The 24,574-nt window shown below is 50.3% G+C and carries 23 protein-coding genes and 2 tRNA genes; 17 read left to right on the forward strand and 8 right to left on the reverse strand.

Features of this window, described 5'->3' with window-relative positions:
• Positions 1–5 precede the first annotated feature (5 nt).
• Positions 6–230 carry a hypothetical protein gene (locus JMI88_RS23010; RefSeq protein ID WP_201364312.1) on the reverse strand — a complete coding sequence of 75 codons (225 nt, stop codon included), beginning with the start codon at positions 228–230 and terminating at the stop codon, positions 6–8.
• A gap of 373 nt (positions 231–603) precedes the next feature.
• Between JMI88_RS23010 and JMI88_RS23015 the strand changes: the two genes are divergently transcribed.
• The 13 genes from JMI88_RS23015 to JMI88_RS23075 all read left to right on the forward strand — a co-directional run bounded on the left by JMI88_RS23015 (position 604) and on the right by JMI88_RS23075 (position 10,435).
• Positions 604–687: transfer RNA gene (locus JMI88_RS23015), tRNA-Tyr, on the forward strand.
• A gap of 32 nt (positions 688–719) precedes the next feature.
• A tRNA-Thr gene (locus tag JMI88_RS23020) sits at positions 720–791 on the forward strand.
• Positions 792–1,048: 257 nt separating this feature from the next.
• Positions 1,049–2,254, forward strand: coding sequence for an elongation factor Tu (tuf, locus tag JMI88_RS23025; protein ID WP_201364313.1), 1,206 nt, complete (start codon positions 1,049–1,051; stop codon positions 2,252–2,254).
• A 126-nt stretch (positions 2,255–2,380) separates the two neighbouring features.
• The gene (gene rpmG / locus JMI88_RS23030) at positions 2,381–2,548 is read left to right on the forward strand and encodes a 50S ribosomal protein L33 (protein ID WP_236023017.1); all 168 of its coding nucleotides are present in this window, start codon (positions 2,381–2,383) and stop codon (positions 2,546–2,548) included.
• 82 nt (positions 2,549–2,630) lie between these two features.
• A complete protein-coding gene (gene secE, locus JMI88_RS23035) occupies positions 2,631–3,017 on the forward strand; it encodes a preprotein translocase subunit SecE (RefSeq protein WP_201364314.1) in 387 nt (128 codons plus the stop codon).
• 33 nt (positions 3,018–3,050) lie between these two features.
• Positions 3,051–3,620, forward strand: coding sequence for a transcription termination/antitermination protein NusG (nusG, locus tag JMI88_RS23040; RefSeq protein WP_201364315.1), 570 nt, complete (start codon positions 3,051–3,053; stop codon positions 3,618–3,620).
• Positions 3,621–3,673: 53 nt separating this feature from the next.
• Positions 3,674–4,096 carry a 50S ribosomal protein L11 gene (gene rplK, locus JMI88_RS23045; protein ID WP_201364316.1) on the forward strand — a complete coding sequence of 141 codons (423 nt, stop codon included), beginning with the start codon at positions 3,674–3,676 and terminating at the stop codon, positions 4,094–4,096.
• Between the two features lie 51 nt (positions 4,097–4,147).
• Complete coding sequence (rplA, locus tag JMI88_RS23050) at positions 4,148–4,864, forward strand: 50S ribosomal protein L1 (protein WP_201364317.1); 717 nt, start codon at positions 4,148–4,150, stop codon at positions 4,862–4,864.
• 557 nt (positions 4,865–5,421) lie between these two features.
• On the forward strand, positions 5,422–5,961 hold the full coding sequence (rplJ, locus tag JMI88_RS23055) for a 50S ribosomal protein L10 (protein WP_201364318.1): 540 nt from the start codon (positions 5,422–5,424) through the stop codon (positions 5,959–5,961).
• 16 nt (positions 5,962–5,977) lie between these two features.
• Positions 5,978–6,361: a 50S ribosomal protein L7/L12 gene (rplL, locus tag JMI88_RS23060; protein WP_201364319.1), complete on the forward strand. Its 384-nt coding sequence runs from the start codon at positions 5,978–5,980 to the stop codon at positions 6,359–6,361.
• A gap of 258 nt (positions 6,362–6,619) precedes the next feature.
• On the forward strand, positions 6,620–6,907 hold the full coding sequence (rpsO, locus tag JMI88_RS23065; protein ID WP_201364320.1) for a 30S ribosomal protein S15: 288 nt from the start codon (positions 6,620–6,622) through the stop codon (positions 6,905–6,907).
• A 341-nt stretch (positions 6,908–7,248) separates the two neighbouring features.
• Entirely contained in the window at positions 7,249–9,684 is a 2,436-nt protein-coding gene (locus tag JMI88_RS23070; RefSeq protein WP_444542384.1) for a polyribonucleotide nucleotidyltransferase, read from the forward strand.
• Between the two features lie 106 nt (positions 9,685–9,790).
• Complete coding sequence (locus tag JMI88_RS23075; RefSeq protein ID WP_201364322.1) at positions 9,791–10,435, forward strand: uracil-DNA glycosylase; 645 nt, start codon at positions 9,791–9,793, stop codon at positions 10,433–10,435.
• Positions 10,436–10,626: 191 nt separating this feature from the next.
• On the opposite strand, the gene JMI88_RS23080 is transcribed toward JMI88_RS23075, so the two are convergent.
• Positions 10,627–11,238: a GtrA family protein gene (locus JMI88_RS23080; protein ID WP_201364323.1), complete on the reverse strand. Its 612-nt coding sequence runs from the start codon at positions 11,236–11,238 to the stop codon at positions 10,627–10,629.
• Between the two features lie 325 nt (positions 11,239–11,563).
• Here JMI88_RS23080 and JMI88_RS23085 point away from each other — a divergent pair, with 325 nt between their 5' ends.
• Positions 11,564–12,322 (forward strand): L,D-transpeptidase family protein, encoded by a 759-nt coding sequence (locus tag JMI88_RS23085; protein ID WP_201364324.1) that lies wholly within the window; start codon positions 11,564–11,566, stop codon positions 12,320–12,322.
• A gap of 66 nt (positions 12,323–12,388) precedes the next feature.
• Here JMI88_RS23085 and JMI88_RS23090 read toward each other — a convergent pair whose 3' ends face one another.
• Together JMI88_RS23090 and JMI88_RS23095 are read right to left on the reverse strand one after the other, a co-directional pair.
• On the reverse strand, positions 12,389–12,907 hold the full coding sequence (locus tag JMI88_RS23090) for a GvpU-like protein (protein ID WP_201364325.1): 519 nt from the start codon (positions 12,905–12,907) through the stop codon (positions 12,389–12,391).
• A 146-nt stretch (positions 12,908–13,053) separates the two neighbouring features.
• Positions 13,054–16,152, reverse strand: a complete 3,099-nt coding sequence (locus JMI88_RS23095) for a transglycosylase domain-containing protein (protein ID WP_201364326.1) — start codon at positions 16,150–16,152, stop codon at positions 13,054–13,056.
• A 455-nt stretch (positions 16,153–16,607) separates the two neighbouring features.
• Here JMI88_RS23095 and JMI88_RS23100 point away from each other — a divergent pair, with 455 nt between their 5' ends.
• From JMI88_RS23100 to JMI88_RS23110, 3 genes are all read left to right on the forward strand, one after another.
• Positions 16,608–17,162, forward strand: coding sequence for a hypothetical protein (locus JMI88_RS23100; protein ID WP_201364327.1), 555 nt, complete (start codon positions 16,608–16,610; stop codon positions 17,160–17,162).
• A gap of 122 nt (positions 17,163–17,284) precedes the next feature.
• A complete protein-coding gene (gene rsmA, locus JMI88_RS23105) occupies positions 17,285–18,208 on the forward strand; it encodes a 16S rRNA (adenine(1518)-N(6)/adenine(1519)-N(6))-dimethyltransferase RsmA (RefSeq protein WP_201364328.1) in 924 nt (307 codons plus the stop codon).
• A gap of 109 nt (positions 18,209–18,317) precedes the next feature.
• On the forward strand, positions 18,318–20,531 hold the full coding sequence (locus JMI88_RS23110) for a serine/threonine-protein kinase (protein ID WP_201364329.1): 2,214 nt from the start codon (positions 18,318–18,320) through the stop codon (positions 20,529–20,531).
• Positions 20,532–20,620: 89 nt separating this feature from the next.
• Here JMI88_RS23110 and JMI88_RS23115 read toward each other — a convergent pair whose 3' ends face one another.
• The 4 genes from JMI88_RS23115 to JMI88_RS23130 form a co-directional block, all read right to left on the reverse strand.
• Positions 20,621–21,109 (reverse strand): hypothetical protein, encoded by a 489-nt coding sequence (locus tag JMI88_RS23115; RefSeq protein ID WP_201364330.1) that lies wholly within the window; start codon positions 21,107–21,109, stop codon positions 20,621–20,623.
• Between the two features lie 374 nt (positions 21,110–21,483).
• Complete coding sequence (locus JMI88_RS23120; RefSeq protein WP_201364331.1) at positions 21,484–23,526, reverse strand: prolyl oligopeptidase family serine peptidase; 2,043 nt, start codon at positions 23,524–23,526, stop codon at positions 21,484–21,486.
• A gap of 65 nt (positions 23,527–23,591) precedes the next feature.
• The gene (locus JMI88_RS23125; protein WP_201364332.1) at positions 23,592–24,260 is read right to left on the reverse strand and encodes an alpha/beta hydrolase; all 669 of its coding nucleotides are present in this window, start codon (positions 24,258–24,260) and stop codon (positions 23,592–23,594) included.
• Between the two features lie 110 nt (positions 24,261–24,370).
• A partial coding sequence (locus JMI88_RS23130; protein ID WP_201364333.1) for a hypothetical protein occupies positions 24,371–24,574 on the reverse strand: 204 nt, incomplete at its 5' end.

Raw genomic sequence — 24,574 nt, forward strand, 5'->3', positions numbered from 1 at the left:
GAAAACTACGGACGAACAAGAGCAACCGGCGAATAGGACGGAACGTCACTGGTCTCAAGCTGAGCATGGAAGCAAGCTGAAGTCAAAGCCCAAGACTGAGCGACGAGACAAAGACGCTCATCACGTTCATCCTGAGTCTCTTCTTGTAATGCAACAGCGATAAGTTCCATTTCACGCTGATACTGCTCACTAAGTAAGGAAGAACGGCTGAAGTCACAATTCGTCGCCATAGAAGCTACCTCTTATTCCTAAATCCAAACAGATTACTCATACATTGGGTAGCGGAAAAACCGCATGCTGCTCAATTATAGAGCAACTGTGAACACCAATCAACCCTGGCTAGCTATGCCCATACGATTGAGAGGCATGAGGTGTTATGAATTTCTCCAACGTTGGAGATTATACCAGCAATTTAGGCAAGACGCAATGCTTTTGGCAATGATTTTCCTCTAATCGATCAGACGGAGATAAATTTATCAATTTAATGACTACTTAAAAAAAAGACGAGAAAAGGTGTTGACACAACTGATTGGGTCGGCTATAATGTGGGCGTTGATCACTCAGAACGATCACTCAGAGGAACCGGAGTGTTTGACAAAATAGGGGCAGTTACCAAAGTGGCCAAATGGGACTGACTGTAAATCAGTTGCGCGAGCTTCGGAGGTTCGAATCCTCCACTGCCCACCACTATCAATGACTCCAGGTATTGGTAGTATCAGGCCCGTGTGGCGCAGAGGTAGCGCACATTCTTGGTAAGAATGAGGTCATGGGTTCAAGTCCCATCACGGGCTTCCGTGGTTTCTATATGATGAGTGGGCTCGACGTTCTTCACGTTCACAGCCCACACTCATGAATTCCGCGTGTAGATTTTAAGTAAATAAAGATCTTGCTGCCGTCTTCTGATTGATCGTCAACTCCCGTTCATCTCCCCATAGGGAAGTTTTAACGTTGTTTGGCGATCAGATACAGGGGGCGGCTGCTGCATGTCTATACCCATTGCTATCTGATCTGATCGTAAGCAGGATTGCAGAAGGAGCCACAGTAGGAAATGGCGAAGAAAAAGTTCGAGCGAACAAAGCCGCATGTGAACATTGGCACCATTGGACACATTGACCATGGTAAGACGACCCTGACTGCAGCTATCACCAAAGTGTTAGCTGCTGCTCAGCTTGCCAAATATACGGCTTTTGACCAGATCGACAAAGCTCCCGAAGAGCGCGAGCGTGGTATCACCATCTCGATCGCTCACCTGGAGTATGAGACCGAGAAGCGCCACTATGCGCACGTCGACTGCCCTGGTCACGCTGACTACATTAAAAATATGATTACTGGTGCCGCTCAGATGGACGGCGCTATTCTTGTGGTAAGTGCCCCAGACGGCCCAATGCCTCAGACCCGTGAGCACGTACTGCTTGCTCGTCAGGTAGAAGTGCCTTCCATGGTGGTCTTCCTCAACAAGGTTGACATGATGGATGACGAAGAACTGCTGGAATTGGTTGAGCTGGAAGTACGCGAACTGCTCTCCAAGAACCAGTTCCCTGGCGACGACATCCCCGTCATTCGTGGTTCGGCCCTGGGTGCTCTTGAGAGCAAAGGCGACCTGTCCCGCAACGACCCCGCTGCCAAATGCATCTGGGATTTGATGGACCAGGTCGACGAGTACATCCCAACCCCACCACGTCCTACCGATCAGCCATTCTTGATGCCTGTGGAAGACGTCTTCGGTATTAAAGGTCGCGGTACGGTGGCGACCGGTCGTATCGAGCGCGGCGTCGTCAAAACCGGCGACACCATCGAGATCGTTGGTATTCATGAAGACATCCGTTCCGTGGTCGTGACTGGTGTTGAGATGTTCCAGAAGACACTTGACTCCGGTATGGCCGGTGATAACGTTGGATGTCTCTTGCGTGGCGTTGAGCGTACCGACATCGAGCGCGGTCAGGTGCTGGCCAAGCCCGGTTCGATCAAACCCCACAAGAACTTCCAGGCCCAGGTGTACGTCCTCTCCAAAGAAGAGGGTGGCCGCCATACACCATTCTTTAACGGCTATCGTCCTCAGTTCTATGTCCGTACCACGGACGTAACCGGCGCGATCAAGCTGCCCGAGGGTGTGGAAATGGTTATGCCTGGCGACAACATCGAAATGACAGTTGAACTCATCCAGCCGGTCGCCATGGAAGAAGGCGTGAAGTTCGCCATCCGTGAAGGTGGCCGCACCGTTGGTGCTGGTATCTGCACAAAGGTGATCAACTAAGGTTATAGAACGACGCACTATGGGCGCAAGGATCTTGCGCCCATAGCTGTCTCTAAAAAGATAACCAACAACGACGACTACCTGAGCATGCAGCAAGCCAAACCCAAACTCTAAACGGAGAAGATAATGGCTAAAAGTAAAGAGAATCGTATCGTGGTAACATTGGCTTGCACAATCTGCAAAAGCCGCAACTATACCACCTCGAAAAATAAGAAAAACAATCCTGAGCGCATGGAGCTCCGCAAGTATTGCAACACATGTCGACAGCCTGCAGCTCATCGTGAGACCAAGTAAGAAGGCAGATTGTATACTTCAACTCGTACGTTGAACTAGGTGCGATCGCTACTGATCAGAAAGGTTGAACGTGGCTAAGAACATGACTGACAGAAGAAAAAATGTCAGCCGAAGTCAGGTAACTGAAGTGAAGCCGCAAGAGCGTGCGCAAACAACAGGAAAAGCCGCCAAGACTTCGGCCCGCGAAGAACGACGTGAGTCTGCCACCATGAAATCAACGAACAAAACAGCAGCTCGGCGTACTTCCAAGGGATCTTCTCTTTTTGCGCGTGCGCGCAATAATCAGATTGGTCGCTTTGTGTATGACGCATACTACGAGCTGCGCTACAAGGTGACCTGGCCAACCTTCGAAGAAGCTCGAAGCATGACCATCATGGTCGTGATCATATCGGTTATTCTAGGAGGGCTCTTATCCTTAGTCGATTTCGGGCTTTATCATCTCTTCATACTTGTTATCGGTGGTAAGTAGCTTCGTCACCTGGAAATCATAAGGGGAAATGCCGTGGTTACTGAACGTACCGGTGAGAAAAGGCAGCCCGAGGAGAAACGTGCCTGGTATGCTATCCATACATATTCGGGCTATGAAAACAAAGTAAGAAGTCACCTCGAGGCACGCATCGCATCGATGGACATGCGAAACAAAATTTTTCGTGTCATCGTACCGATGGAAGAAGAGGTAGAGATTAGACAGGGTCAGAGACGCACAGTACAGCGCAAGGTTTTTCCCGGCTACGTACTCGTTGAGATGATTATGAGCGACGAAGCCTGGTATGTCGTCCGTAACACGCCTGGAGTCACAAGCTTTGTAGGTTCTGGGACACGCCCCGTTCCATTACAAGAGCACGAGGTTCGGTCGATCTTAAAACAGGTCACCGAAGAGACCGAAAAGCCCAAGGCGAAGGTCAGCTTCACCAAAGGTCAGAGTGTACGTGTGATAGATGGCCCGTTTGAAGAATTTATTGGCACTGTCAACGATATTAATATGGATCGTAATAAAGTGACTGTGCTGGTATCGTTTTTTGGTCGCGAGACCCCGGTGGTGCTGGATTTCCTCCAGGTTGAGAAAATCTAACCAGAGCACCAACCAGTCAGAGAAAGACCCATTTTTGAGGAGTTTGAACAAACATGGCAAAGCGTATTAAAGCTGTAGTAAAGCTGCAGATCCCGGCCGGGAAAGCAACCCCAGCCCCCCCAATCGGTACCGCGCTTGGTCCTCACGGCATCAACTTGATGATGTTCTGTAAGGAATACAATGCACGTACCGCGGATCAGACTGGAATGGTCATCCCTGCTGAGATCACCATTTTCGAAGATCGCTCGTTTACATTCATTACCAAGACCCCACCGGTGCCTGATCTGCTGAAGTCAGCCGCAGGTATCGCTGGAGGTTCTCCGACACCAAACAAAACCAAAGTCGGCTCCATCGATCGCACCAAGTTGCGCGAGATCGCTGAGCTGAAGATGAAAGACCTCAACGTCAACACAATTGAGGCAGCTGAGAGAACAATAGAAGGTACTGCACGCAGCATGGGTGTCACCATCGAGTAGACCCGGCCCGAAAGTCACTGCGGTTAATTGCCTCAAGGAGGGCAACAAATAATGGCAACAAAAACACACGGAAAAAAATATCTGGAAGCAGCCAAACTGGTTGATTCCGAGAAGCTGTACCAGCCACAAGAAGCTGTTTCACTCCTCAAAAAGCTTAACTATACCAAATTCGATCCGACAGTCGAAGTCCACATGAAGCTTGGTGTCGATCCACGCCACGCTGATCAGATGGTGCGCGGTGTAGCTATGCTGCCCGCTGGCACCGGTAAAGAAGTTAAAGTGCTGGTCTTCGCACAGGGCGAAAAGGCGATCGAAGCCGAAGCCGCCGGCGCTGATATTGTTGGCCTTGATGATCTCATCAAACAGATTGAGGGCGACTGGCTGGGCTTTGACGTAGCCATCGCGACCCCTGATGTGATGGGTAAAGTTGGTCGTCTCGGTAAAAAGCTGGGACCCCGAGGCCTGATGCCAAGCCCAAAAGCTGGCACCATTACCTTTGATCTGGCTAAGACGATCCGCGAGGTAAAAGCTGGTCGTGTCGAATTTAAAGTCGACCGCACCGCACTGCTGCATATCCCTGCAGGCAAGCTTTCGTTCAGTGAAGAGGCTCTGATGCAGAACATCTCCTCTATCATGGACGCGGTTGTGCGCTCACGCCCTTCTGGTGCCAAAGGTACTTATGTGAAGAGTGTGGTTCTTACGTCGACGATGTCACCCAGCATTCGCCTGGAAGTGGCAGCCGCGACAGCCTTGAAGCCACAGGTATAAATCTCATTACGCCATTGGCGGTGGGCGGGCGCTTCGCGCCCGCCCACCCTTTTTTATTATGAGGTATGGCAAAACACGGCGCCGGGCGCCGTGTTTTGCCATACCTCACTCATTACAAACTCCCTCCTCAATTTCGCCGCAGGCGGTGAAGTTAGGGAGTTTACAATTTGGAAACGCTGTGGTATTATAGTGGGGCTGTGTGCAAACACACATTTTCCAGATGATTGTATTCATCACCGAAGACAGCAAGCGTGCCACCAAGCACCTAAGCGATCTTTGAGATCGACTTGCCGAGGGGATAACTATTCGCTAGCTCCATACGAGGCCGTGTCATACGGCTGCGAGCGTATTTCTATCTCAGAGTACGAGTGAGTCCGCAACAGAATAGAGGTTCTCTCCTGGCCTTCGGTGTTTATCGAAGGCATTTTTTATTGCCCTTTATACACGAGTACAGCGATTAACCTTTGGGGGCTGGAACAGCTATTTAAATGTTTGAGATAGCCAGGAGTAAGGTTAATCAAACTGACAACCATTTCAGGAAAGGAGGAGAGCGCCTTATGCCAACACAGGCAAAAGCAGGGAAGATTGAGGAGTTAACAGATAAGCTGAGTCGTGCGTCGATCGCTATCCTTGTTCAGACTCAGGGTTTGAGCGTAAAGGACATGAACGATCTGCGCAAAAAGATGCGCGCCGCGAAGGTGGAGTTCCAGATTGCAAAAAACACCCTTCTGCGCATCGCAACTGAGCGCAACAAAATGGCTGCCGTCGATAAAAAGATCTTCAACGGTCAGACCGCAGTCGCCTTCGGTTATGAAGACGAAGTTGCTGCCGCTAAAGCTGTCACTGACTACATCAGTACCTCAAAGGTTGCAGTTCTCAAGTCTGCCATTCTTGGTGGTCGTTCATTGACGCCCCAGGAAATTGAAGGCATTAGCAAAATCAAAGGTGGCAAAGACCAGGCAAAAGCGGAGGTCGTTGGTACACTCCAAGGACCACTTGCCAACACGTACGGTCTGCTCACTGCACCATTACGCGATCTTTGTTATGTGTTACAAGCACACTCAGAACAACTCAATAGCGGAACAACCGCTGAATAATTAGGAGGAACCAACCATGGCTGTACAAGATATCATTACTGAAATTGAGAAGTTAAATGTACTCGAACTCGTCGAGCTGACCAAAACCCTGCAGGAAAAATGGGGCGTGAGCGCTGCTCCAGTCTCCGCTGCTGCTGCTGCTCCTGCCGCCGCTGCCGAGGCTGCTCCTGCCGCCGCTGCTGAAGAGAAGACCGAGTTCGACGCCGTCCTGACAGATGTCGGCCCCAACAAGATCAACGTCATCAAAGTTGTTCGCGAGCTGACAGGCCTGGGCCTGAAAGAGGCGAAAGCCGTTGTTGACGAGGCTCCAAAGCCCATCAAAGAAGCCGTCTCTAAAGAAGAGGCCGAAAAAATCGCTGCCAAACTGGCAGAAGCTGGCGCTAAAGTTACCGTTAAGTAAGACTTTTCCCGCCATGGCACCTCACCACCTGTCCACCAACATGTCGGGGAGGTGCCTTTCCTTACATGACGCAGGATCGCATGAGAGAGCACGAGGGGAATCATTCATTGCGCCCCTGAGGTATCCATGTTATAATGCGAACGTATACAACTACTTCCGAATCACTCAGAATGTGCAAGCATTGTCATGTACATAGCAATCTGAGCACAGGAAGCATCTTTTTTCCCACCCAAATTACATTGGAGGTGATTTAGAAACGTGGCATTGACTGTTGAAGAAAAAACAGAGATCATTGCTGATTCCCGTGTCCATGAGACCGATACAGGTTCTCCCGAAGTACAAATTTCAATTTTGACACGCCGCATTAATCAGCTTACAGAGCATTTAAAGGTTCATAAGCACGACCTCCATTCACGTCGGGGCCTGCTCATGCTAGTTGGCCAGCGCCGACGCCTGCTTACCTATCTCAGTAAGAAAAGCCCGGAGCGCTATCGCGCATTGGTTGCTAAACTGGGTATCCGCGTCAAACTTGGCGCACGCCAGTAATTTCGAGGTTGCTGTGGATGCGGTCGGCGCAGCATGGCGAGCGCCGTACGTTATGCCCGACCGCTGCTCCATTTTTCTCCGCTTTATCCAATCCGACAGTTGTTAGAGAGAAACGAGACGAACGAGAGAGAGCTAGAACAAGGGTATTCATTCCCCCACAGAGAAGTAAGTGATAGAGTTTCAGGGATCGGACCACAACGAACAGATGCATGTATGAGTGTGATTGCACGCAGAGTTGTACCCTTATAAGTAAAGAAGAACTGCACCCAGTTTTACGTAGTATGGGATGTGAAAGGCTCTCACGAAGATTCCAGGACAGAGCATAGAATAGGGTGCCATTTATCGGAGGAAATATGATTCACCGTCAAGAAGCTGTTATCGGCGGTCGGGTAATGAGCATAGAGACCGGCAGGGTAGCAGAGCAGAGTAGTGGCGCAGTGTTGTTGCGCTACGGAGATACCGTAATTTTGGTAACTGTGGTAGGCAGTGACGAGCCGCGTGAAGGTATTGACTTTTTCCCACTAACTGTTGATGTAGAAGAGCGTATGTACGCTGCAGGTAAGATCCCTGGTGGTTTTATTAAACGTGAAGGCCGCGCAACTGAACATGCAATCCTCGCATGCCGCCTCGCCGATCGCCCTCTCCGCCCTCTCTTCCCCAAAGGTTATCGCAACGACGTCCAAATTGTTATCACTGTACTTTCTGCTGACCAGGAAAATGACTATGATATTCTCGGTATTGTTGGCGCTTCCGCCGCTCTGAGCGTATCGGATATCCCCTTTGCTGGCCCTGTTGGTGCCGTTCGCGTTGGTTATATCGATGACCAGTTTGTGATCAATCCGCTCGAATCCCAGATGGAGCAGAGTAAATTAGACCTCGCCATCGCTGGTACCGCTGATGCGGTCATGATGGTTGAGGCCGGAGCGAAAGAGCTGCCAGAAGAGTTGATGCTGGAGGCCGTTCGCTTTGGACATGAGAGCCTGCAAGACATCATCAAGATGCAAGAGAAGCTGGTGCAGGCTGTTAATCGGGCAAAACGCCCATTTGCACCTCCTCCCGTTGATACAGAGTTGCAGGCAAAGGTGGCGGAGTTTGTACGGCCACGCTTCGATGCAGCTGTCAACAATCCTGACAAGACAGCGCGTTCAACTGCCTTGAGCCTCGTACAAGAGGAACTGGTTACTTCGTTCAGCGAGCAGTATCCTGAGCGTTTGAAGGAAGTTATCGCTTTCTACGAAAAAGAGCTAAAAGCCTATGTCCGCAATAACATCCTGGACAATGGCCAGCGGCCCGATGGTCGCGATCTGAAAACGATTCGCCCGATTAATTGTGAGGTTGGCTTGCTGCCACGCACACATGGTTCGGCTATTTTCACCCGTGGGCAGACACAGGTCTTGAGCGTAATCACACTTGGTTCACCAGGAGAAGAGCAGGTGCTCGATGGTCTGGCCGCCAACGAGAATAAGCGCTTTATGCACCACTACAATTTCCCACCTTATTCAACGGGTGAGAGCAAGCCTCTACGCGGACCTGGCCGTCGTGAAATTGGTCACGGTGCCCTGGCCGAGCGTGCGATCGCAGCGATCATTCCTTCTCAGAGCGAATTCCCATATACCATTCGTGCCGTTTCGGATGTTCTTTCATCCAATGGTTCGACCTCGATGGGCTCGGTTTGTGGTACAACCCTGGCGCTGATGGATGCTGGTGTCCCGATTCATGCTCCGGTCGCTGGTGTGGCGATGGGCCTGATCACGGGCGAAGGCGAGCGCGAAGGCAAATGGGCCGTCATGAGCGACATTCAGGGAATTGAAGATGCCCTGGGTGATATGGACTTCAAGGTAGCGGGTACCGCCGACGGTGTCACTGCATTGCAGATGGACATCAAAGTTAAAGGTATCACCTACGAGATTATGTCTAAGGCGCTGGAGCAGGCGCGCGAGGGCCGCATGTTCATCATGGAGAAGATGCTCGACGCCATCGATGCCCCCCGTGAAGAGTTATCGGGATTCGCTCCCCGTATCCAGACTATCAAGATCAATCCTGATAAGATCGGTGCTGTCATCGGACCAGGCGGAAAAACTATCCGCAAGATCCAGGAAGATAGTGGCGCGAAACTCGATATCGAGGATGATGGCTCAGTGAATATCTCTGCCGTCTCTGGCGAGTCGATGCAGCAGGCCATGGATGCTGTGCGTGCCCTGACCGAAGAGGTCGAGGTTGGCCACATCTACACCGGTACTGTACGCCGTATCGTCGACTTTGGCTGTTTCGTTGAGATCCTACCTGGTAAAGAGGGTCTGGTACGTACCTCGCAGCTGGCCGACTATCAGGTTATGCGTCCTGAAGATGTCGTCTCCGTTGGCGACGAGATCACCGTCATGGTGATTGAAGTTGATGGACAGGGTCGCGTCAATCTTTCCCGTCGCGCAGCTTTGAGCGGCGAGATGCCAACCCAGGCCGAAATGGAGCAGGATCGCGGTAGCCGTGGTCCTGGCCGTGGTCCTGGCCGTGGTGGCCCTGGTGGCGGCTACGGTATGCGCGATCGCGATGGTGGTTCCGGCCGTGGCTACGGCGGTGACCGTGGCGGTGGCTACGGCCGCGATCGCGGTGGCTATGACCGCGACAATGGCGGCTCACGTGGCGGCTACAGCGGTGACCGTGGCTCTGGTGGTGGCTTTGGCCAGCGCCGTCCAATGGGCGGGCCGGGAGGAGGTCAGCGCAGTTCTGGTGGTCCACGCCGCGATAACTATGGTCAACGCTCTGACCGCCGCTGGTAAGACAATCACATTTTAGCAACACAAAAGATAAGGCGACCAACATGGGTCGCCTTATCTCGTTCAGGCCTCGGTATTCACAAATACTTTAAAAAGGGGTAAAACTGTCATGTCGTCAGAGGAAATCCTGCAAGAGATTGCTGTAGAGGTTTCTACCTGTGCCAGGTGTAGACTCTGCCAGGGCCGCACCAAGGCAGTGCCAGGCGAGGGAAATCCTAATGCAAAAGTGATGTTTATCGGTGAAGGCCCCGGCTATCACGAAGATATGCAAGCACGTCCATTCGTTGGACAGGCAGGACAATTTTTAGATTCCTTACTTGCAAGTATTAACCTGAAGCGCTCCGAAGTTTTTATTACAAATGTGGTAAAATGTCGTCCCCCCAATAACCGCGACCCCGAACCCGACGAAATGGTCGCTTGCAGCGATTATCTAGACCGCCAGATAGCCGCTATTAATCCACAGGTCATAGTTACCCTGGGCCGCTTTTCAATGGCTAAATTTTTCGGCTCAGAGCGAATCAGCGCTATTCATGGACGAGCCCGCAAGAAAGATGGGCGCATTTGCATCCCTATGTTCCATCCGGCCGCCGGCCTGCGCAATCCCAGTACCAAAGACGCGATCCGTGAGGATTTCAAGAAAATTCCTTTAATCATAGCCGAAGCCGAACGTATGGCAGCTGAACAGCCCGCAAAGGCCGTTGTGCAAAAGAAGCGTGAAGAGGAGCCACCTCCTCAACAATTATCGCTATTCTAATTTGTGAGTTTCGCCCTGGGCGGACGGGCGCATGCGCGCCAGAGCAAAATTATAGAGGTGGTGGGGAACATGCGCCCGGCGCATGTTCCCCACCACCTCTATAATTTTTTGAGTACCGCAGATGCGAAAACACGTGCGTTCCCTGATTATTGCGCATATGAATTAGATACGCAGTAATGTTATACCTGGCGTTAGATAGCTTCTTCGACGTTTTTCAGGCGACGATAAGTAAAGAACTGATGAAAGAAAAAGTTATAGAAAAGCACGATCACAACAGCAATGGCTTGACCAATCAGAGCATTAATGTGCAGCAAATTAATAAGCAGAGTTTGAATCAAGATCGTCAGCAGAATACCACCAATCGCGGTTGCATGGAAACGACTGAGGCGTACATACCAGGAGCGCTCATGTCCGGGCATAAAACGAAAGGTAAAGCGATCGTTGAGCGCGAAGTTGGCTAACAGCGAGAGCTCACTACCCAGGGTTGAACCCAGTAAATTATGAAAAAAAGCATTGGGTAACGAAATATAGTTCAGGACAACATAGAGGATAACTAGATTGACGATTGTGGTGGTGCCACCAATAAAGAGAAAAGTAAAGAACTGTACCAGTGAACCAGCGCGGCCACCCGTCATAATATCAAGGCGGTCAAGCAAGCTATTAACAACATCCCAACGCGTAGGACGATAACTTGGAACAACCTGCACCGGAGCTACTTGATCTACAATTTCGACCAATTCCTCCATTACCTCACGCGAAGGATCTACGATTTCTTCTACACTATTTTGCACAAAACGATCCATACTGTATATAATGCTCCATTTTCTTTAGAAATATTGCAGTCAAATCGACCTACATGTTTGCAGACGATCCCACTAAATAGATTGTAACTGACTACTCAAAATGTAGTAATTAGTACCCCTGTGCCGCTGTCTGGCAGCACAGGGGTAGAAAAATCCTGGTAAGGTGCAGGCGCGTCAGAGCCCGCACGCCCAAGGGGACTACTTATAAATAATGCCTTGCTTGAACCAATCTGGCTAAAATGTGAGGTATTTCACTTGAGTATACTAATATATTTATATATACTTATATCATTAAGGCTCTAGAGATTCAAAAAAAGGAGTCGTTATGCAAAAAAATCTGAAAAAATTGTATGCCATTGGTTTTCTGTCGCTACTGCTTGCGCTATTATTTACTGTAAATCCCTTGAATAGCAAAACCACGTACGCGGCTACTGCTACCCAATCCGGTACAACGACCGGATATACTAATGTGCGCTCGGGTGCAAGTACTGCATCACGCGTGCTGGCAACCTATGCTCCCTATACGCATGTCACTATCTATGCACGCGTCAATGGGCAGATTGTCTGGGGAGGTAATCCCGTCTGGTATCGCATCTCTGCCTACAATGCATCACCTCTCTATGTATATAGCGGCCTGGTGAGTATTGGTAGCACCAATGTTGGTGCCGGAAAAGTCGTGATTATCAATCGAACCACACAATGGGCCTATTTCTACGAAAATGGGCGCCAGGTTCGCAATGCACCCGTTACCACAGGCCAGCCTGGACTGGAGACCCCGCTGGGCGTCTATCATGTCTTTGTCAAACTGAGTCCCACCACATTCTATTCACCATGGCCAAAGGGTTCTCCCTACTGGTATGCCCCGACCCATATCAATTATGCTCTGGAGTTTAAAGAGGGTGGTTACTTCCTCCACGACTCCTGGTGGCGTAGCGTCTATGGTCCTGGCACCAACGTCTACCACCACGATCCGGTATTTGGCTGGATAACCGGCTCACATGGCTGTGTGAACATGTCATACAGTGTGGCGCAGTGGTTGTATAGCTGGGCCCCCATAGGCACGACCGTCAAAATCGTCGCATAACACCTCGCATATCACACGAAAAGACAGGGCCGCTGTTAGCGCAACCCTGTCTTTTTAGTTATCAGATTAGTGATCCGAACTTATGCCCCCGGCCGAAGCTCCGATCACAAAAGCATCCACCTGATTAATCATGCCGCGCCAGTAAGGAACCTTAATTTTATGACCCGCGCTCATAATTGTGACATCGCGCAGATGGGCATAGCGGTAAATGGTGGGTAAGCCTTCAGGACCGATCTCCGGCTGATCATCGGGGGGTACCAGGGCAACATAGTACTCGCGCAAGAAATCGGCGGTCTCTGGAGAACTCTGGCGGTACATCTGCTCATGCATATCAATATAAAACTGGGCATACGCCTGTGTACTCACCATCGTCCCAAAAACCAACAGCCCCTGCATCTGCAGCATAATCTCAATCTCTAAGCCCTGCTGCTCAACCAGACGCGCCCAGGACTGCAAAGCAATATCCTGCTGTTCATAGTCATGCAACCAGATATTACGACGCTCGGTCCGGTTGAGAGGTCGAAAGCCAGATTGTGCCAGCGTCTGCTGTAAATTATCCTTCTCGTTATCTGAGAGATCCGCCATAAAAATATCCTCCAAAGGAATTCCCCTGAATTGTCATCCCTGTCACACTCAACTGTTCAAGGATACCCAATCCAGGGGATCAATAGTCTTGACTGTAACTATTCTACCACCCTTACGCACATAGGCCACATAAAAGAGACTATGGCTTAGTTGCCAATGTTGACGTCGCTCGGGCTTTGGATATTATTGCTGCTGCTCGGGTTTTGGCCATTGTTGGCGTCAGCCGGGTTTTGATCCTTCTTCCCATCTTTCGGGGGCTTCACAACAGGTGGTGGCGGCGTGTATATGCCCTGGACAGTAGGTACGGTACCGTCAATGAACCAGTCGGTCACAGTGGGTTCGCCCAGGTGGGGCAAGAGGCCCGTATAGGCTGAGACCGTGGCCTGGTGTACATTAGGCGGAGGAGTGAAACCATCCTTCGGGAAGTGGTATTTAGCGTTCGCATACTGGAAAACATCCTGCCAGATAGGACCGGCACCGGTGATACCAATGACATTTTCCATCGGTGTGTTATCGCTATTACCAGCCCAGACACCTACCGCCAGGTGAGGAGTATACCCCATGGTCCAGTTATCGGCAAAGTTATCAGTGGTACCAGTTTTAGCGGCCACCGGTCGTCCATCTAACTCCAGGGGATTGGGAGATGGGAACTCTTCGTGGCGGGCCACGGTATCAGAGAGCATGCTACTAATCAGGAAGGAAACATCCTCTCCCAACACACGCTCCCCTTGGGCATGCTGCGCATCAAACTTATAGATCGGCCGCCCTTGATTATCATTAATCTGCAAGACCGTCGTCTGCGGCATACGCACACCACCGTTGGCAAAGGTCGCATAGGCAGTGGTCATATTGAGCAACGTCTCCTCACTGACTCCCAATGCCATAGCAGCCCCCTGGCGTCCTGGTGCCGTATGAGCGACGTGAGAGAGGCCAAGGCGGCCAGCCATAGTCATCACGTTTTTGACGCCAGCATATTCAATAGCATCAACGGCTGGAATATTATATGAGTTGGAGACCCCACGCCGGATCGTCATGTTATCGCCATGAAACTTATGATCATAGTTCGGTGGATTATAAGGCTTTTGACCATCTGGATAGTAAGTATTATGATCAGGCACATTCATAGCTGGATACCAGCCCATTTCAAAGGCTGTGGCATAGACGATAGGTTTAAATGATGAGCCTGGAGGTCGCAAGGTATTGGCAGCGTTATACTGACCAGCCATAGCTGGATCATTAGATTGATCATTATAATTAACACTACCATCCATGGCCAGGAGTTCGCCGGTTTTAGGATCTGTCACTACGACTGAGGCATTATGCAGATTATGCGCCGTACGCAGATTGCCATAGCCATAGATATCCACCTCATTACCATCGATGCGATTATAGACAATTTTTTCAACCTGGCGCTCCAGATCCAGATCCAGAGTGGTGTAGATCGAATAGCCGCCGTTGCGCAGGTTATAAGCCCCAAATAAAGGGATCAAGACGTTATCGACGACGTAATCCACAAAGTGGGGCGCGTTCTTCACATATGGGGGCCGTTTGAACTTAAAGTTCTGGATCTCTTTCTGGGCAGCCTCCATCTGCTGGGTAGTGATCATCTTCAGTGATAGCATGTTTTGCAAAACATGCTGTTGACGCTGCAAGGCTGCATCCTTATTGGTAAAAGGCATATAACCAGTCGGACTTTGTGGCAAGCCAGCCAGCAACGAAGCCTGGCCCAGCGTCAACTGAGCCACCGCTGGTTTACATACCCCATTTTTACACTGCGGCTTCAGCCCAAAATAATCCTGCGCCGCTGCCTCAACACCAAAGTTGGAATCGCCATAGAAAACAGTATTCAGGTACATTTCCATAATCTGGGCTTTGGTATAGCGCTGTGTCAGTCCGGTGGCCAGGATAGCCTCTTCACCTTTGATTTGAAGAGTACGGTCCTGATTTAAGAAAAACTGATTTTTGATCAACTGCTGCGTGACGGTACTGCCACCTTCCTGCACGCTGCCATGCTGGAAATTGGTAATCACGGCGCGCAAAATGCCATTGTAGTCCACACCGCTGTTATTCCAAAAAGAGTGATCCTCCGCTGCAATAGTCGCATTCACCAGTGTATTGGGAATATCCTCAAAATTGACATAGGTGCGACGCCCCCCCGAATTGCTATGATCATAGAGCTGGTAGAGCAGTTTGCCATTGCGATCATAAATATTTGTCGTCTGAGCCAGCGAGTGCTGAGCAATACCATCTAGCAGGGGCAGTTGTGCCTGGTAATAGGCGTACGCGACGCCTCCTGCACCCGAGGTCAGCACGATCAGGATTGCCAGCAAGACCAGAGCGACAGCCATCAGACGCGGCAATAGAGTATCATAGAAACGGCTATGGTGACGTTTGTGCATCAAAACCCGATTGATCCGCTTACGCCTCTGTATCATGATTTCGTATGAGCGCTCGGGTCGATATGGTTCAGCCACCGCTACGCGTGAACGAGACGACACCGACTTTGTGCGCGTCGCGGTGCCTTGGGCTACGGGAAGGATATAGTCGTTACCACTCAGACCATGGTGAGAAGATGCCTTCTGCTGTGACTTATACCTAAATTCGTTTGCTAAAGCCATAGCGGCTGGTTCTTCATGTCCATTGTCAGGAATGGATGGCTTCTGCTTCTGAGCAGCCTGCCGCTTAATGGCGGGCAATTGATTGATGCCCTCCAGATTTTCCTCCTCAAGGGTGGTCTGGGATTCTTGATTTGGAAGAGGCTCAGAAGGTTCAACAGGCAACGAGGCAGGGTGGTCCGACTCGCCTTCAGCAATCGGCATGCTCTGTTCTTCAACGCTCTCGGGCTGCTCTAGCTCTTCTATTGGCTCCATTAGCGGCTCTGAAGCTGATAGTTCCGGATCAGGCATGGTAAGGTCTGTATTATCAGATAGTGAAGCCTGTGCAGGTTCGCTCGGCAAGGATGAGTTTGACTCCTCTGAAATAGATGATGGTGAGGAGGGAGGCTCTGGTTCTTCGGTTTTCTGTAAGGATGATGACAGGGTATTTTTGACAGATGGTCGCTTGGGAATGACTTGCTGCTGGCGCTTAGCTGACTTTGGCGTCGCTTTTAGCGGCGGCTCATCTGCAGCTTCACCCGATTGTTTATTCTGATCATTATTTTCTATAAAATCACTATTACTATTGTCAATTGTTTCTACCGTATGAGATTCTTTTTTGCCGCCATCATACGAATCATTTATAGGCATACTGCATCCTTCCCAAGAAATCTAATTATGGCTGTTTCAATCCGCACTATTCCCTCCCATCCTTTATTTTATTTTAAGCGTAAGTGTTCTCGTAAAATACTTTTTTTTCAATGATACCACACCCTCCCAACTCTACTACCCTTCTTGCTCTATTTGGTGACGATAGTGAGGGCGAAAATTGCGTAAAACCTATGTCTGGTAACATAGGTATAGAAAGCATACATGTAACTGGAAGCATTTTGGTAGACTATACCGTTCATTATAACGCATTATAGGCCAGATTCGTCGCGCTTCTATGACTATCAGGGCGAGAATACCTACTTATTTTTTATAGCATCTATTAAAACCAATAAGGGACAGCTTCTAGCCTGCTGAACCTATCTGCAACCCTTACTGTGAGTGAACGTAACATTTATGGAGGGGTTTTATATACCCGTGAGGTTAAAGAATATACCATGAGCCAACAGGAATTTATGCCCGAATCACAACGGGAGCATGCCAGCAAACAAGATAACGAAGAAATATATACGCAATCATACAGTCAATATCGTACCAGCGATATGCCCAAGCGAGATCATCCGGCCGATTTTGAAGCGACGATCCCGCCATATAGCTATCAGGCGCGGGGCGAAGCAACTGCCCATACGGCATACCAGCAGCCACGCCGGAGCAACGATCGACCACGCCAGACTTTTCCACGCATGCGGCGGATCGGTGATGTTTTTCAGCAAGGCTATCGTTTCTATCGGAAGCAGCGCCAGCGTTTTTATGCTTCCCAACAGGTACAACCGGCCCAGCAAACGGCCTCGACACCACGCTGGTTTGTGCTGTTACTCCTGGGCCTGGGATTTTTATGTGTGTTGCCGATCCTTATTAAACTCTTCTTACTGCTGTTCGTGGCTTTGATTGCGCTGGGATTCATATCTTTACTACTCATATTGAGTGGCTTGATCATTTACCATGTATACCTCAAAAAGTATTGGCGCAACAGTCGCTGGCGTTGGTGGTAGATATCATATAATCAAACAGACAGGCCAGAACATACCTCACTTCTCTTATAGGTTTGACAGCCGGCGGGTGGTTTGTTAGAGTTAGAGGCAGTTGAGAAAAAGAAGAACAAGAGAGCCAGACATTGACGGATAATAACATACAAAACACACAGCATATTCCACCTGCCGTAGTAGATATGGTAGATTTAACCAATGTACGTGAGCTAAAGAACTTGCTAGCGTCTCACGGCATGCGGCCCAATAAGTCCTTTGGCCAGAATTTTTTGATCGATCGGAACATTCTGAAAAAGATCGTCCAGGCCGCTGAAACTACATCTGAAGACGAGGTGCTGGAAGTTGGTGCGGGTACAGGTGTATTGACACGTGAACTGGCCCAACTGGCCCGGCGTGTTGTAGCGGTCGAAATAGAGCGCGACATGCTCACCCTGCTGGCCCAGACCACCCGTCGCTATCCCAACATCGAACTCATCGCCCGCAACCTGCTCTTTCTCAATCCCAGTGAAGTCTTTGGTCAGACGCCATATAAGCTCGTTGCCAACCTGCCATACTATATTACCGCTCCGACCTTCAGGCATTTTCTCGAAAACCCCAACCCACCGCGTATCCTGGTCGTAATGGTACAGTGGGAGGTTGCGCAACGCATTATAGCTGAGCCTGGCGACCTGAGTTTACTGGCGATCAGCGTGCAATTTTATGGTCGGCCGCAGATCATTGCGCGCGTACCAGCGCAGTCGTTTTATCCGGCACCCAAAGTAGATTCAGCGATCCTACGCATCGATGTGCATGAGCAGGCTCCGCTCTCACATGAGGAAAGGGATCGTTTCTTTAAGGTTGTGCAGGCTGGCTTCTCAGAGAGGCGCAAGCAGTTGCACAACTCCCTGACGCATGGACTACATCATAAAAATGAGCTTATCCGCACCTGGATGAGTGAGGCAGCCATTGATAGCAGCAGAAGAGCAGAAACCCTCAACATTGAGGAATGGATACGCCTCTGGCGCATCATTGACCAGGCGACGCGCACCAACGCATTACCAGAAAATCAATGAGCACCAAAGTCAAAACTATATGCTATGATACAAGCAGTAAGCAATACATATAGATATTTTTGTCTCGACTTCTTTTGGCATAAATTTCGCATAGGAAAATGTAAGCTTTATGGGAACGCAGGAACAGTTCTGTGAAACATGTGGAGCGGCCAATGACATGACGGCGCGCTTCTGCCAATACTGCGCCGCTCCACTCCCTTTTAAGCATACGACCGGAGCATTACCAGAGCAAACGTTGCTCAACGGTCGTTATCAGCTTGAAACACGCATTGGTCAGGGCGGTATGGGAGCCGTCTACAGGGCGGCCGATACTCGTTTTAATAATCGTGCCATCGCCGTCAAAGAGATGAGTCGGGCCGGGCTCTCCCCCGCCAGCATTGTAGAGGCGGAGGCAGCCTTTGAACGTGAGTCGCACCTGCTGGCAGATCTTCTTCATCCTAATTTGCCTCGTATCTATGATCACTTCACCGAAGAGGAACGCTCATACCTGGTGATGGATTTTATTGAAGGTCAGACTATCGAGGAATATCTGGAGCAGCATGGCAATGGTCCACAGCCTCTGGAGCAAGTTTTGAACTGGGGTGATCAGATATGCGATGTGTTAAGCTACCTACATAATCATCAGCCGCCAATCATTTTCCGCGATCTCAAACCATCAAATGTTATGTTGGATGAGAACGGGCATATTTATTTGATCGACTTCGGTATCGCGCGTGTATTTAAACCCGGACAATCGCACGATACAGTCGCCCTAGGCTCGCCCGGCTATGCCGCCCCTGAACAATATGGCAAGGCGCAGAGCACACCACGCTCAGACATCTATAGTCTGGGTGCGCTCCTGCATTGCCTGCTGACAGGCATAGATCCCAGCGAACAGCCATTTTTCTTTCGGCCAGCCAGGCAGATCAATCCCAGTATACCAGTAGAGCTGGAAGAGTTGTTACAGCAAATGCTAGAGATGACAGCAGATAAACGACCGGCCAGTGCTCAGGAGGTCAAAAATGTGCTGCGCCATATTGAGCAGCAGCGCATCAGCGGCACGCTCAGCCAGACGACTCCTCATAGTGCCCTGCCGCCTACGCCGTCCGCGCCATCCAGCAATCCACATCTCAAAGAGGCCTACCGGCTCTATACACAGCGCAGGCTCAATGAGGCGCTGGTGCAGTATGATCGCGCCCTTAAAGTGGATGATCGCAACGCGATCGCCTGGCAAGGGCGTGGCCTCACCCAGGCTCTCAATGGACAGCACCGCGAGGCCCTGGCTTCATTTGAACAGGCATTAAAGTTCGATCCCAGTCTGATCATCGCCCTCAATGGGAAGGGAACCGCCCTCAATATGCTGCACCGCAATCAGGAGGCGCTCGACGTCTTTGATCGTGCCATCCTGATGGAAAAAGATAACGTCATTGCCTGGAATGGCAAGGGTGCGGTCCTCAGTGCGCTGGGCCAACCGGAACAGGCGCTGACGGCCTTTGATGTAGCCCTGCACTATGATCCTCAGATGGCCCAGGCCTGGGGCAACAAAGGTCTGGTCTTGCGCCAGTTGCGCAATTATCCAGAGGCGCTGCGAGCCTTTGAGAAAGCGTTGGCGCTGGATCGCAATTCGATCGTGTATTGGAACGGCAAAGGACTGGTTCTCAGTGAAATGGGACGCTATCCAGAGGCGATGCTGGCCTATCGCGAGGTTCTGGATCGTGACCCAAACTACGCCCCGACCAAGTGTGGTATTGGCGATATTCTTTATGCCCAGCACAAATTGCGGGGAGCGTTGGAGCATTATGAGCAGGCATTGAAGAGCGATCGGCATTTCGTCAAGGCCTGGGAGAGACGAGCCATCGTGCTGGCTGATATGGGCAATTTCAATAAAGCCCTGGAGTCCTATGAAGAGGCTTTGAAGCTGGATCAGCGCTATGCTCCGGCCTGGAATGGCAAGGCAAGTGCACTCTGCCAGCTCGGACGCTATGATCAGGCCCTGGACGCCTATAGCAAGGCCCTGCTGATCAATGCCAACGTCCCACAGGCCTGGAATGGCAAGGGCAACGCGTACTATCACCTGGGCAACTATCCCATGGCCCTGGACGCCTACGAACGGGCGCTACGGCTCAATCCCAGGATGGCAACGGCCCAGCATAATAAATCACTGGTGCTCAAGCAACTGCAGCGCTATGAAGAAGCCCTGGATGCAGCGGAAGAAGCGATTCGCCTGATGCCATCTGATCCAGATAACTGGCTGCGCAAAACGGAAGCGCTAAAAAAATTGCACCGCCGTCGTGAGGCGCGCGCTGCTGAAGCAGAGGTTGCGCGCCTGCGTGGCGATGCTTAGGTATTATTATACACAATACCACACACTATTCCCTGTTATAAAAAGAAAATGGTGAATCAAGGGAAGAGACAAAAAAAATGCTGGCGTGGTTAGCGCAAACTTTTTGCAGACTGATCGTAGACTCGAATGCTGTTATCATCGTCATTGTAGTGCGACACAACCTCAGAGCTAAAGCTCAGTAAGGAGGAACCGCGCAACATTTCAAAACCAGCGACACGCATTGTGACAGGTGGATTAATAGCCAGCACCACGTCTTTCACCGTGCCCAGCTCGCGATCCTTGACGCCTACAACCTTGCGCGAGAGCAACTGCTGTCCTCGTCCCAGAGGAGGAAGGGCTCTGGCCAGCATTTGTGCATTGCGGATCGCCACCCGATCTTTCTCAATCGCGACAATACCGGTAACAGGCAATGACATATCGCCATGCAGGCGGGTACTCACACACAACGCATAGACAGCGTTCGAGCCTTCTTTGAAAAAGAAATCCTCTACTTTTCCTAGCGACTTACCTTCCCCAGGGACAAACACGTCCAGTTTATACATCTCTGACCATTTACGTATGGCCTGATTATTCTCCATACAAAGCTCCTCAAAAATTAGATCTATTAAAGATAATCTATTCCTGGTGCTAAATAATGCTGGCCCCATTATACGCCAGATGGCTAGCAACATGACTACCTCTAGCGAAGGGGATGGCTACTCATCAACACACTTTACACCAACTATAACGCTGGCTGATCAATAAAACATATACCCCAATATTATCACTTTTCTAAAGGACACAAAAGAGACGCATTACCTCTCTGAGAGAGGTAATGCGGGCGGGCGCGTCAGCGCCCGCCTCTTTTTTAATGCAGTGTGCAGAGAAGTGCGCTCGGCGCACTTCTCTGCACACTGCATTAAATTGTTTGAGCGCTGCAGGCGCGAGCCGTCAGGGACCGCAAAGGGCAGGACTAGGACATGTGGAAGGTGTGAAAGAGGAAGGCGAGTATATCTGACTCTTCTTCGATGATTTTGGCGGTGGGTTTGCCCATACCATGGCCGGCCTTCATTTCGACGCGCAGGAGAACGGGGGACTCGCCCGCCTGGGCGGCCTGGAGGGTGGCGGCAAACTTGCGCGCGTGAGCCGGCACGACACGGTCATCGGTATCAGCGGTCATAATCAAGGTTGGAGGATACGATACATCTGACCGGACATTATGTAATGGCGAATAGGCATACAAAAAGGCAAAGTGCTCGGGATTATGCTCGGCATCCCCGTATTCGCCAATCCAGTAGCGTCCCACTGTAAATTTATGGTAGCGCAGCATATCGATTACCGGTACCCGACAGATCACAGCCCCGTAGAGAGCGGGACGCTGCACCAGGCAAGTGGCCACCAGTAAGCCTCCATTACTTCCGCCCATAATCGCGATCCGCGATGTCTGCGTATAGTTGTTTTCCACCAGCCATTCTGCTGCAGCAATAAAGTCGTTGAAGACATTCTGCTTCTTCTCCAGCATACCCGCCTCATGCCACTGCTCGCCATATTCGCTACCACCGCGTAGATTGGCCACAGCATAGATGCCGCCATGCTCTACCCAGACTAATGGTGTAATACCAAAGGTTGGTGTCAGGCTAATATCAAAACCACCATAGCCATAAATCAGTACAGGATTGTTGCCGTCCAGAACCAGACCCTTCTTATGGGTCAAGAACATAGGCACGCGTGTACCATCTTTGGAAGGATAAAAAACCTGGGTCGTCTCATAAGCACTGGGATCAAATCTGATCTGTGATTGGCGCAGAGGGTACAGCGTATTGCAGACAAAATCATAGTGGAAAACAGTTGAAGGAAAGAGGAAAGAAGTGAATGTAATAAATAGCTCATCGCCATCCGGCTCGCCCGAGAGATCAATTACTGAACCCAGCGTTGGCAAGGCCAGTTGCTGCTGCAAACTACCATCCTTACTATACAACTTAATCTCATGATGGGCATCATGCATGTAAGCAATCACAAATTGCTGATTAACAATCTGCGCAAAAGCTATCACATCATCCTGCTCAGCAACCAGCTCGCGCCAGTTTTCACGCGCAGGATTGGCACTATCGATAGCAATAATACGACCTTTGGGCGCATCCAGGTTGGTCCGAATATAGAAGATGGGTCCATCATTGCCAATCAGATTATATCTGGCATCAGCCTCGTCCAATAGCCGTATGAAAGGTGAAGAGCTCTCAACCTCGCGGTAGTAAAGGCGGTTGCGGGGTTCAGTACCATTCCAGACCGAAAGAAACAGATATTTGCCGTCATCGGTAATGAAGGGTGTAAAGCTGAGCTCTTTGGCCTCGGGACGCTCAAAGACCAGTTGATCCTCCGACTGCGGCGTATTCACCGTGTGCCAGTAAACCTTGCTGAACTTACTTTGATCCTCTTCAGCCACCGTACCCGGCTCGGGCAAACGATTATAAAAGAAGCCCGAATTATCATGCTTCCAGGCAATACCACTGAATTTACACCAGCGAATCACCTCATCAAAATCCACGCCACTATCCACCTGGCGGATACGAATTTCCTGCCAATCGCTCCCACTACTTGAAATGCCATATGCCAGCAGAGTACCATCATGGCTAAAAACCTGATTGGTCAGCGAAACCGTGCCATCCGTGCTCAAACTATTGGGATCCAGCACTACGCGCTCTTCGGCTTCCAGCGACGATTGCATATAAAGCACACCTTGATTCTGCAGGCCGGTGTTCTTAGAAAAATAGTAGCGCTCGCCTTTTTTTTGCGGTGCCGAAAACTTCGGATAATTGTACAACTCGATATAGCGAGCCCTGATCTGCTCGAGAGTTGGAAGCTGATCCAGATAAGCCCGCGCCAGCGCGTGCTGTTGCTCAACCCAGGACTGCGTTTGCTCCGACTTCTCATCCTCTAGCCAGCGATATGGATCAGCAACACGTGTACCATGGTAATCTTCAACCGTCTCATCTCGACGTGTGGTAGGGAAATTCAACTGCAGGCTCCTTCGTATATGAATATTTCGTATATGAATATATAGAAGACAATAAACAACGCTGTTTATGCTTGCTCAATCGATGGGGGCATTAGCAATGAACGAGCAAAGTCCGCTACCAGCGTCTGCACCTCCGGCAAATGCTGCTTAAAGAAATGATCCGCGCCCTCCAGCGTCACCAGGCGCTTCGGGGCCGACACCTGGTCAAACCACTCCACCGCCAGATTATAAGGGGCCAGTTCATCAGCGGTACCATGAATAAATAATTTGGGCTTATGGCATTGTGGCAACGTCTCACCACTTTTAAACATACGTGCCGGCACCCCCAGACCGATCATCCCCGAAACTCGATCATCGGCGCAGGCGACCCGTAATCCAACATATGAGCCAAAAGAAAAGCCCGCGATAATCGCTGGCACACCTGGATAGCGGCGGCTCATAAATTCCAGCGCATAACGCACATCATCCATCTCACCACGTCCCTCATCATATGTTCCAGTACTATGGCCCACACCACGAAAATTAAAACGCAAAGCTGGCACATTTATCAACTGCAATGCCTGTGCCATCTTAAACACTACTTTATTGTGCATTGTACCGCCGCCCAGCGGGTGAGGATGACAGATAACACCAACAAAATCAGGGATAATTCCCTCCTCCTCTGGCTTCAAAATGCCCTCCAGATAGCCAGTAGGAGTAGGTATATTCACATGCAATACTTGATTACTTGACATGATAATTCCTATTCTTCATTCGTATAAATACTTCTCATTCCACTCTATCTTACCTGCAAATCAGTTATCTTTGCATACTACCACATTTACACTATACATAACGATTATTCTTATTGCGCATCCTTCCTCGGACGCGTCAATTCGCGTGATGTTTGCATGACCGACATTACACAGCGCACCACCAGCACAATACTGATCACCAATAGCAGCGCCAGTAGGGCGATAATGACCAGCTTCGTGCTGCGGTTCACCACTACGGTCAGCAGTACAACCAGTGCCAGTAAAGCGGCAAAAACGATATTATTCAAACCAAA

Source organism: Dictyobacter formicarum (genome assembly GCF_016587435.1).